The following is a 9573-nucleotide window of genomic DNA, read 5'->3' on the forward strand; positions in this document are numbered from 1 at the left end:
CTGCGGTAGATGCTCAAGAAGAGCAAGCAAGTCAGGGTTGGGGGCGATATACTCATCCAAAGGGAGTTGATGCACATAGGCGTGATAGGCCTCCTCGTCCACGTCAAAATTGGCCTGAATTCCGCGCAGCGTCGTCCCGTGGTTGAGAAAATACATCTCACGGTTGGCAGGGATCTCATCCCAGGTCATGCCTAGTTGCTCGTGCATGAAGAGGTTGATGCGACCTTTGATCGCCTGCCATAAGCCGCTTTCATGCGGATAAAGAGTATCGTCAAGATCGAAGAAGATGGTTGTAAAATTCATGGGAGGATTATACCTTTGGCTCAGGGATCAAGAAGGTGGGTTTTAAAGAAGTACAGGAAGCTTTTATGAAAATCGTCGGTGTAATTGCTATTGAAGGTATGCTTTGCGCCTTCGTAAAAGGCACAGTTGATTTCTTTGCCAAGGTCAGTGAGCATCTGGCAGGTTTCTCGACCATACTCAACGGGGATAACAGGGTCGCCTGTGCCATGATAAAGCTTGAGCGCAGAGGTGATATTGTCATACGAATGATGAGGAGAGATAGCAGGAATAAGATGGGCAGGGGTATCCAATTCTTCCCTGTTATTAATGAACTGCGCATTTTTGATGATGTCACCTGTCATTGGGGCATAGAGCATGGTTGCCTTGATATCATTGCTCACTGTAATAACGCGCAAAGCAACTTCTCCGCCCATGCTATGTGCCCAAATCCCAATCCGCTCAGGGTTGGCTTTTTCGAGGGTGCCGATTTGCAATCCTTGTGTTTTTACGATGCCGATCAGATTGAGGATATCAATTGCCAATCCAGTCCGATAGCGATCATCCCCGCTGTCTGATTCGCCAAATCCGCGCATATTCGGGTGAATAACCAGATAGCCTGCTCGACTGAGTACATCAGCATCGTAAGTGGAATAAGGCATAAGCTGATAGTCTTTTAAGTTATAGTTGCCGTGAATGGCAATGATCACCGGGAATGGCCCCTCGCCTTTGGGGATATTCATAAAGCCATAAATGGTTAATCCATCGCTGGTATAACGGATCTTGTAGCGAGTGAAAGAGTTTTTATCGTCTAATTTCTCAATGATTTGAACTATTCCACTCCCATAAGCACGCGAGCGCATGGCAGAGATCGTATATTTCCTGAAGGGATCTGGGGTGATGGTTGAAAGGGGAAATGGTGTAAATGTGGCATTTGGGACTGCGCTTGCTGTGATCGTTGCTGGAAGCGGCTGAAAAGGTGTCAGGGTTGGAGGTGGAATTTGAGATGGAGTCTGCGTGGGTTGCGAAACCTGCCCCGGCGCGGAAGAACAGGCACTGAAAACAAGTGTCAGCAGGAGCAGGAGAAGTTTTGTAGCGGGCTTCATGGAGGGGATTATAACGGGCATTTCTTACCCCCTCAAACCCCCCATTTTGAAAAACAAAAATAGGGGGAGGTGTTTTTCTCCTCCCCTAAATTCCGCTTTTAGAATTTGGGGGAGGTTGGGAGGGGGCTGGTGGTGAATCCTGAAGCGCTGCGAGTATAATATCCGCATGCCAATCCTAATTCTCTCCCCCGACCTTGCCTCCCAGATTGCTGCCGGTGAAGTGGTCGAACGTCCGGCCTCAGTGGTCAAGGAGTTGGTTGAAAATTCTCTCGATGCTGATGCTAAAACCGTAACAGTGACCATCGAAGAAGCTGGCCGCCGCCTGATCGAGGTTGCCGACGATGGAAGCGGTATTCCCGCCGATGAGATGCCGCTTGCGCTGGAGCGTCATGCCACGAGCAAATTGCTCTCCGCCGATGATCTTTTCAGGATTGCCACGCTTGGTTTCCGCGGTGAAGCGCTTGCCTCGATAGCCTCAGTAGCGCGGCTCACGCTCACCTCGCGCACGGATAATGATGAAGCCGCGACACGCATCCGTGTGGAGGGAGGCAAGGCTGAAGAACCCGAGCAGGTTGGGGCGCCGCGTGGCACGGTTGTCCGCGTTGAAAATCTTTTCTATAACGTCCCGGCGCGGCTAAAATTCCTGAAAAAGGATGTTACCGAACGTCGCCGCATCGATGCCCTACTCACCCGTTACGCCCTCGCCTACCCTGATGTGCGCTTCAAATTCAGTCAGAATGGGCAGGCTACGTTGCAAACCAGCGGCAATGGCGACCGTCGCGCTATTCTCGCCACGCTTTACGGGATTGAGATCGCCAAAGATTTGCTCGAGGTAAACGCTGTTGAGGAGGACCTTGAGCTGACTGGATTCATCAGCCCGACTTCACTGACCCGCTCCAATCGACGCGATATTATTATTTTCATCAATGGGCGTTGGGTACAGGATATTTCGCTCTCGACAGCCCTGATCCAGGCCTATCATACGATGCTGATGGTGGGACGTTACCCTCTCGCCGCAGTCTTTCTTGAACTTGAACCTGCTTCCGTTGATGTCAATGTTCATCCGACGAAATCGGAGGTTCGTTTCCAGGACCCCCAACGGATGTTCAGCTTTGTGCAACGTTCAGTCCGAAAAGCAATTCTGGCCTATACCCCCGTCCCGCAGATGGGGATTGCCCCGCCTGCCCTGTGGACCGAGCGACCCTCAGGGAGTGGGATTGATCCGGCGTGGGGCTTTGCAAGTGAGGCAAATCAGGAACCAGGCAATCAGGATTCAGGAAGTGCCCAATCACCGGAGACCCTGGACACTATTCCCACGATCCCTCTTCTGCGTCTTGTGGGCCAGATCGGTTCAGTTTATATCATCGCCGAGGGGCCAGATGGACTTTATCTGATCGACCAGCATGCTGCACACGAACGAGTATTATTTGAACGACTGATGGCACAACGTCAGGCCAATACGCTTTCATCACAGAGTTTACTTCAGCCCGTTGTTGTTCCACTTCCTCCGGAACAGGCGACTTTGCTCAACGAGCAAATTGGGATTTTGCAAAAATTTGGTTTTGAAGTGGAACCATTTGGGCCGAACACCTTTCAGATACGGGCCATCCCCTCCCTTTTTTCCGGGAGCGACCCTGCTGCTGCATTACGTGTACTCGTCGAGGATTTCGAAGGTGATGAGACACCCCTGCAGGAGAAGATCGAGGAACGGATCGCGGCGCGCGTCTGTAAGCGGATGGCTGTCAAGGGTGGCCAAACACTTTCCACCGATGAGCAGGAATCCCTCCTGCGCGATCTCGAATCCTGCGAATCCCCGCGCACCTGTCCACATGGCAGACCGACGATGATCCACCTTTCGGTCGATATGCTTGAGCGTCAATTCGGGCGTAGAGGGGCGAGGTAAAGGTTTCCACACAAATGACAAGAAAAGCATGAGGCAATCTATCGTTCATATCGCACTGGTTGTGAGGGATTACGATGAAGCGATTGCTTTTTATACACAAAAGCTGAACTTCGAATTGATCGAAGATACCTATCAACCCGAACAGGATAAGCGCTGGGTGGTCGTTTCTCCCCCGGGTTCCAACGGGGTCACCTTGTTATTGGCCAGAGCTTCCAGGCCAGAACAAGAGACTTTTATTGGGAATCAGACAGGTGGACGTGTATTTCTATTTCTCAACACCGACGATTTTTGGCGTGACTATAATGAGATGGTTTCCAAGGGAATAAATTTTATCAGGGAGCCAAAGAAGGAAGCATACGGGATGGTCGCTGTATTTGAGGATCTATATGGCAATCTCTGGGATCTGCTTGAATTAAATCACGATCACCCAATCTCCAAACGTGGTTTCTGATATATGAACCAGATAAGTCAATTTGAGGAAACCTGATGAGTATTATTGAGACTGATCGTCTGGAGCTTTCTGAGTTTTCCTTGGACGATGCTCCATTTATTTTGGAAATGCTGAATGACCCCGTCTGGTTGCAATTCATTGGGGATCGGGGCGTCAAAACCCTTGATGACGCTCGTGACTACATCGTAAATAAATTGCAGAAAAGCTTCAAGGAGCTTGGTTTTGGGATGCTGATCGTGAAGCTCAAAGATGGTGGGATATCTATAGGCACTTGTGGATTGCTGAAAAGGGATTATCTGGAAGATCTTGATCTTGGTTTTGCCTTTTTACCCGAGTTCAGAGGTAAAGGTTATGCCTATGAGGCCGCCTCCGCTACGATCGAATACGGGAAAAAAAATCTTGGTCTGAAACATATCCTGGCTTTCACTGACGTGGATAATTCTGCTTCAATTAATTTAGTCAAAAAACTTGGTCTGGAATTTGAACGACTGATGGATTTTCCAGATGATGATGCAGAAATCCAACTATATGGGGGGGATATTTAGCTGCTTTTCAAGCATTTATCCAATTTTCTAAAATGCCACAAGAAATAGATAAGGAACTTATAAAATGGCGAAAACAAAAATGAAGGATAAATTAACCATCGGTCTTGCCCAAATCGCCCCGGTTTGGTTGGACCGTGACCAAACAATGACCAGGATCCTGGAACAGGTCCGCAAGGCTGCCGGGGCAGATTGTCAACTGGTGGCCTTTGGCGAAGCTCTGCTACCGGGGTATCCCTTCTGGATCGAGCGCACGAACGGGGCGACATTTAACTCGCCAGTCCAAAAGGAACTCCATGCCCATTATTTGGATCAGGCCGTGCAGATCGAGGCCGGACATCTGGATAATCTCTGCGAGGCCGCCAAAGAACATCAGATAGCGATCGTGCTGGGATGCATCGAGCGTCCAGCCGACCGTGGTGGACACAGCGTCTACGCCAGCCTGGTCTATATTGATGTGGAAGGCGTGATCCAATCCGTGCACCGGAAATTGATGCCGACATACGAGGAACGATTGACCTGGTCCCCGGGTGATGGGCATGGTTTGCGTGTTCATAAGTTGGGTGCTTTCACCGTTGGTGGGCTGAATTGCTGGGAGAACTGGATGCCCCTTCCTCGGGCTGCCTTATATGGATTGGGCGAGGATTTACACATCGCCATTTGGCCGGGGGGAGTCCATAATACACGGGACATCACACGGTTCATTGCAATGGAATCCCGCTCTTATGTGGTTTCGGTCTCCGGCCTGATGCGCAAAAGCGATTTTCCAGCAGATACGCCCCACCTCACAGCCATCCTTGAAAACAGTAATGATCTATTCGCCAACGGAGGTTCCTGCATCGCCGGCCCGGACGGTAAATGGATTGTTGAACCCATTGCCGATGAAGAAAAGCTGATCATCGCAACACTCGACCATAAACGAGTGCGCGAAGAACGTCAGAATTTTGATCCTGCTGGACACTATTCCCGGCCTGATGTCACACAGTTAACTGTCAACCGGGAGCGGCAGAGTACGGTAAATTTCACGGAATAACGAATTCCTTTTTTCTCACAGAAATCCCACTTTAAATTTTTTATCCCCCCAATGGTTCCTTGACCCTCCCTTTACGCAAGGCTAGAATTTTCCAAACCTTAAAATATGCTATACTTTATCCTATGCGAAAACCAAGCGCGGAGTGGAATAAATGGGCCGAGACTTTCTCTCATTTTGGGGTAGAAGGTCTTGTTGCCTGGCTACTGGAAATTGGTGAGCCGTTAATGCTGGTCGGTGCCCAAATACTTTATATGGGTCAACCTCTGCTTGGTCACAATCGTGTTGTTAATTTGGCCCATTTCCTTGAAGACAAAGAAGAAACTCGCGCATTTACCGCTTTGTTAAGGAGGGAATAACCCGGTGCAAACCTCCGCTTTAGCTGGATTAGGTCTGATACTATTGAGCGCAATTTTGCTTATTGGGCTTTCTCTTCTCAAGGAAAGGGTGAAAGCCTCTTTTCGAGATATTTCAGCATTTACCAATCTAAATAAAGCGCTCGGAAGCGCCGTTGAAGATGGGACCCGGATTCATTTCTCCCTCGGTTCTGCCGGGGTGGACAACCCTCGCACAGCAGCATCCTTCTCTTCGCTCAGCGTTCTGCGCCACTCAGTCGAATTTAGCGCATCCGGCGATAAGCCGCCTCTTGCTACATCTGGTGATGCGGCCCTTGCCATACTTTCCCAGGATAATTTACATACAGCGTATCGCGTTGCCGGGGCGGAGCAGCAATATAAAGCAACTACTGGCCGCCTGGCAGGCATGACCCCTTTTTCTTACGCGGCGGGCGTACTTCCAGCAATTTACGATGAAGATATATCTGCCAATATATTGGTTGGCGGTTTTGGGTCCGAAGTGGGGCTTCTCAGTGATGCTGCTGAAAGGAAGCAATCCTTTATCCTTGCAGCCTCTGACTCTCTTCCCGCACAAGCAATACTATACGCCAATGCCCAGGAACCTTTAATTGGAGAAGAACTCTACGCTACCGGCGCCTACTTAAAAGCAGGGAGGGCACATCTCGCTAGTTTGTACGTTCAAGATGTGCTGCGTTGGCTGATCATAATTGCTCTTCTCGGTGGGGCAGCGATGAAGATTTTAGCAGGGTTGCTATGAGCCGTTATTTATCCCCGATTATTGCGATATCAGTGGGTCTGCTGGTCTTACTGGGCTATTTCCTCACGGAAGGTCCCTTGGCTGGCGTACGTGTAACCTTTGTCCAGTGGGCAGTTATCCTGGCTGGAGCAGCAATTTTTGTCGGCGTTTTAAACCTGCTTTCAGTCCATATTAAAAAAATACGTGAAAAAGAAAAAGGAGGCCTATACAGCCTCTTGTTGATTGCCTCCTTAATGATCACGCTTACTTTGGGTCTTGTACTGGGGCCAAATCACTCCACCATGACCCATATCTTCAATGCGGTTATTTTCCCGGTTGAAACCAGCCTGATGGCAATCATGGCCGTCACCCTGATCTACGCTGGCATCCGCTTGCTCCGCTACCGCAACGACCTGATGGCAATCCTTTTCTTAGCCACAGCACTAGTCGTTATGCTTGGCGCTGCCCCATTGCCTTTTTTTGAAATCCCATTATTTGGGGATCTAATTCGCCCAATTTTTGTTAATACCCTTGCAGCAAGTGGCGCGCGCGGTATTCTGCTTGGCGTTGCTTTGGGGGCGTTGCTCACAGGCCTGCGCGTGCTCATTGGCGCAGACCGCCCCTACGGTGGCAAATAAATGGTGGAGACCATCAATTGCCCCGTCTGTGGAGAGGTCAATCCAATTGAATTAGTGGATTGCAATAAATGCGGTCGACTCTTACGCCAAACTACCAGCGAGCTGGATGGCGTCGGAGAATTGATCAACTCCGGGCAAATCCCAACAGAGAAAAAAACAGCAGAACTTGAAATGGCCCTTCCTGCCTGGTTGCGGGGCGCACGTGAGGGAGATAAAGACGACGAAACAACGAAGACCTCAGATGATTCATCCCTGGATTCCCTGTCATCCCCTCCTCCACAAGCGAAAGAAAGCGCTCCTACGAAAGCAGCCCCCCTCGATTGGCTTGCCGGCCTGGATAACGACGACGATGAAGACGAAGAAGAAGCAGCTGACTGGCTCGTAAATATCCAGGATAATCTTCCAACTGAAATAGAGCCCGAGGAAGAAGTCCCTGTGGGTATCCCGGCCTCAGAGGAACCCATCACCGCCACTGAAGCCCCCCGCCCTTCTGATGAAGAAGAGCCTCTTCTCCAAACTGGGGAACTTCCTGGCTGGCTATCTGATCTTCAGGGAGAATCGGCCGAAGAAAATTTTGAATCTATGTCCGATTTGTTGAGCCAGAAAAGTTCTGCTGCTCCCAAAGACCTTATGGATGAAGGGGGCTTCGAGGGCGGTGATAACCTGGATTGGCTTTCCAAACTTTCAAAAGAAGAGGATGCGATTTCATCTTTCGAAGAAACACCCTCCGTTCAACCTGATTCCCTTTCAAAAACAGATGCTGATTCTCCGAACTTTAAAGAGGCTGACAGCCTCCCCGATTGGATGGGCGATCTGCGACCTGCGGGCGAGGTTTCAACAAATGAAACCTCCCCATCGATACCCATAGACGAATTTTCTGCGCAGCTCTCAAGCGAAAGCGATGCTTCACCCCCTTCATCTTTGGCTGAAGAGAGCAGACCCCTTATTACCAGGGCTGATCTTCCAGATTGGCTGTCAAGTGGAGGAGATGCATCTCCCGAAGATAAGGGACAACCTGAGCAGATGCCCATTACAGCCAGCGATCTCCCTGACTGGATGACGGAATCTGCCGCAGAACTCCCTGCCGAAGAATCTGTTGAAGAAAGTCTAACGCCCTCCTCCGATGATCTTCCAGATTGGATTTTACCAATTTCTTCCGAAGATAACCCTGCAGATAGCGCGGATCAGGTAGATGCTTTTCTGGCAGAAGATGCCCTGGAAGTGGAAGCTCTCTCTCAGGAACAGGCAAGCCAAAAGGAGTCTGTGCCATCTCCTGATATGGCGGTAGATGCCGACGAGAACGAAATCCCCTCTGCAATAAAGGCAGAACTTCCCGATTGGCTATCTGAAATGAGTCAGCCTGCTGCAGAATCTCCCCCCGAGAGTACAGATGAGGTTTCAATCCCAGCCTTTACTGAAGTAGAAGAACCCGATTTGGTTGCCTCTCTGCCAACGGTAGAGGGGATCGATGAGGAAAAAGAAACCGAAGATGCCCCGGCTCCCGTCACTCCACTGGTTGAAGATAATGTCTTTTCAAGCTCAACAGATGAGAATGTAGATGAGATTTTTGGTAATGAGACTCCCGATTGGCTTTCAAGCCTTGACCCTACAGATGAAGATCTGGCCGAGGAAGAACCTGACGATATTGTGCCAAAAGTGGATGGAAATTTATCAGGGGGCGAGTTGCCAGGCTGGGTACAAGCGATGCGTCCTGTGGGTACCGCTCTTTCTGATCCTTCAGCAGGTTCTGGCGAAAGCGACAATGTGACTGCAGAGAGCGGGCCATTGGCAGGCCTAAGCGGGATTTTGCCCTCCGGGCTCGACTTGGGGCAAATAAATAAGCCAATGGCACATTCTTTAAAACTTAACGTGAGTGAAAGCCAGCAGAGCAGCGCAACAATATTGGAAGGACTCCTGGCAAGCGAATCAAAACCGGGTTCTTTTAAACCGCAAACAAAATATTCTTCGATACCTGTGGTGCGCTGGCTGATCGCGGCATTACTTTTCCTTATGGTTGGCTCTTCACTTCTAAGCCAATCTCATATGACCCCTTCCCCGAATATTGTTGTTCCTGAAATCAGGGATACAATCGAGATTATTAACCAACTCCCGGAGGCTGGTAGCGCGTTGCTTGTCTTTGATTATGAGGCAGCCTTCTCTGGTGAGATGCACGCTATTGCCGCTCCGCTGATAGATCATTTAATGCTGCGTGGTGAAAAGCTTGTCATTCTATCCACTTTGCCGACAGGGCCTGCTCTCGCAGAACATTTTTTAGCAGAGACCCAAAGTAGTCACAACTATCAACGAAACGACGAGTATCTTAATCTTGGCTATTTGCCCGGCGGTCCCTCTGGAATATTGAGTTTTATCACCAGTCCACGTACTGCCATTACTGCACAAGTGGATGGCACTTCCATTTGGAGTTTTCCTCCTCTCGAGAGTGTTGCTACCTTATCAGATTTCTCAGTTGTAATTGTAATGACAGCCGATGTTGAAAAAGGGCGTGCCTGGGTTGAGCAAAGCACGATACCC

Annotated in this window: 10 protein-coding genes; 8 read left to right on the forward strand and 2 right to left on the reverse strand. The window is 49.8% G+C overall.

Annotation, left to right across the window (positions count from 1 at the left end; genetic code table 11):
• Both AC3DOM_RS05045 and AC3DOM_RS05050 read right to left on the reverse strand, forming a co-directional pair.
• Nucleotides 1-303: HAD family hydrolase (locus AC3DOM_RS05045; protein ID WP_487917935.1), on the reverse strand; the 303-nt coding region annotated here is incomplete at its 3' end.
• A gap of 20 nt (nt 304-323) precedes the next feature.
• The gene (locus AC3DOM_RS05050) at nt 324-1406 is read right to left on the reverse strand and encodes an alpha/beta hydrolase family protein (protein WP_487917936.1); all 1083 of its coding nucleotides are present in this window, start codon (nt 1404-1406) and stop codon (nt 324-326) included.
• 145 nt (nt 1407-1551) lie between these two features.
• Here AC3DOM_RS05050 and mutL point away from each other — a divergent pair, with 145 nt between their 5' ends.
• The 8 genes from mutL to AC3DOM_RS05090 all read left to right on the forward strand — a co-directional run.
• Nucleotides 1552-3288, forward strand: coding sequence for a DNA mismatch repair endonuclease MutL (gene mutL, locus AC3DOM_RS05055; protein ID WP_487917937.1), 1737 nt, complete (start codon nt 1552-1554; stop codon nt 3286-3288).
• Nucleotides 3289-3316: 28 nt separating this feature from the next.
• Nucleotides 3317-3739 (forward strand): VOC family protein, encoded by a 423-nt coding sequence (locus AC3DOM_RS05060; RefSeq protein WP_487917938.1) that lies wholly within the window; start codon nt 3317-3319, stop codon nt 3737-3739.
• Nucleotides 3740-3774: 35 nt separating this feature from the next.
• Nucleotides 3775-4284, forward strand: a complete 510-nt coding sequence (locus tag AC3DOM_RS05065) for a GNAT family N-acetyltransferase (RefSeq protein ID WP_487917939.1) — start codon at nt 3775-3777, stop codon at nt 4282-4284.
• Between the two features lie 64 nt (nt 4285-4348).
• Nucleotides 4349-5314, forward strand: a complete 966-nt coding sequence (locus AC3DOM_RS05070; protein WP_487917940.1) for a carbon-nitrogen hydrolase family protein — start codon at nt 4349-4351, stop codon at nt 5312-5314.
• A 122-nt stretch (nt 5315-5436) separates the two neighbouring features.
• Nucleotides 5437-5670, forward strand: a complete 234-nt coding sequence (locus AC3DOM_RS05075) for a hypothetical protein (RefSeq protein ID WP_487917941.1) — start codon at nt 5437-5439, stop codon at nt 5668-5670.
• Nucleotides 5671-5674: 4 nt separating this feature from the next.
• Nucleotides 5675-6424: a DUF6754 domain-containing protein gene (locus AC3DOM_RS05080; protein ID WP_487917942.1), complete on the forward strand. Its 750-nt coding sequence runs from the start codon at nt 5675-5677 to the stop codon at nt 6422-6424.
• On the forward strand, nt 6421-7041 hold the full coding sequence (locus tag AC3DOM_RS05085) for a hypothetical protein (protein WP_487917943.1): 621 nt from the start codon (nt 6421-6423) through the stop codon (nt 7039-7041). The genes AC3DOM_RS05080 and AC3DOM_RS05085 overlap by 4 nt, the downstream gene beginning before the upstream one ends.
• Nucleotides 7042-9573 (forward strand): hypothetical protein (locus tag AC3DOM_RS05090; protein ID WP_487917944.1); only part of this gene is annotated, 2532 nt, incomplete at its 3' end.

This window comes from Candidatus Desulfolinea nitratireducens, from assembly GCF_982879505.1.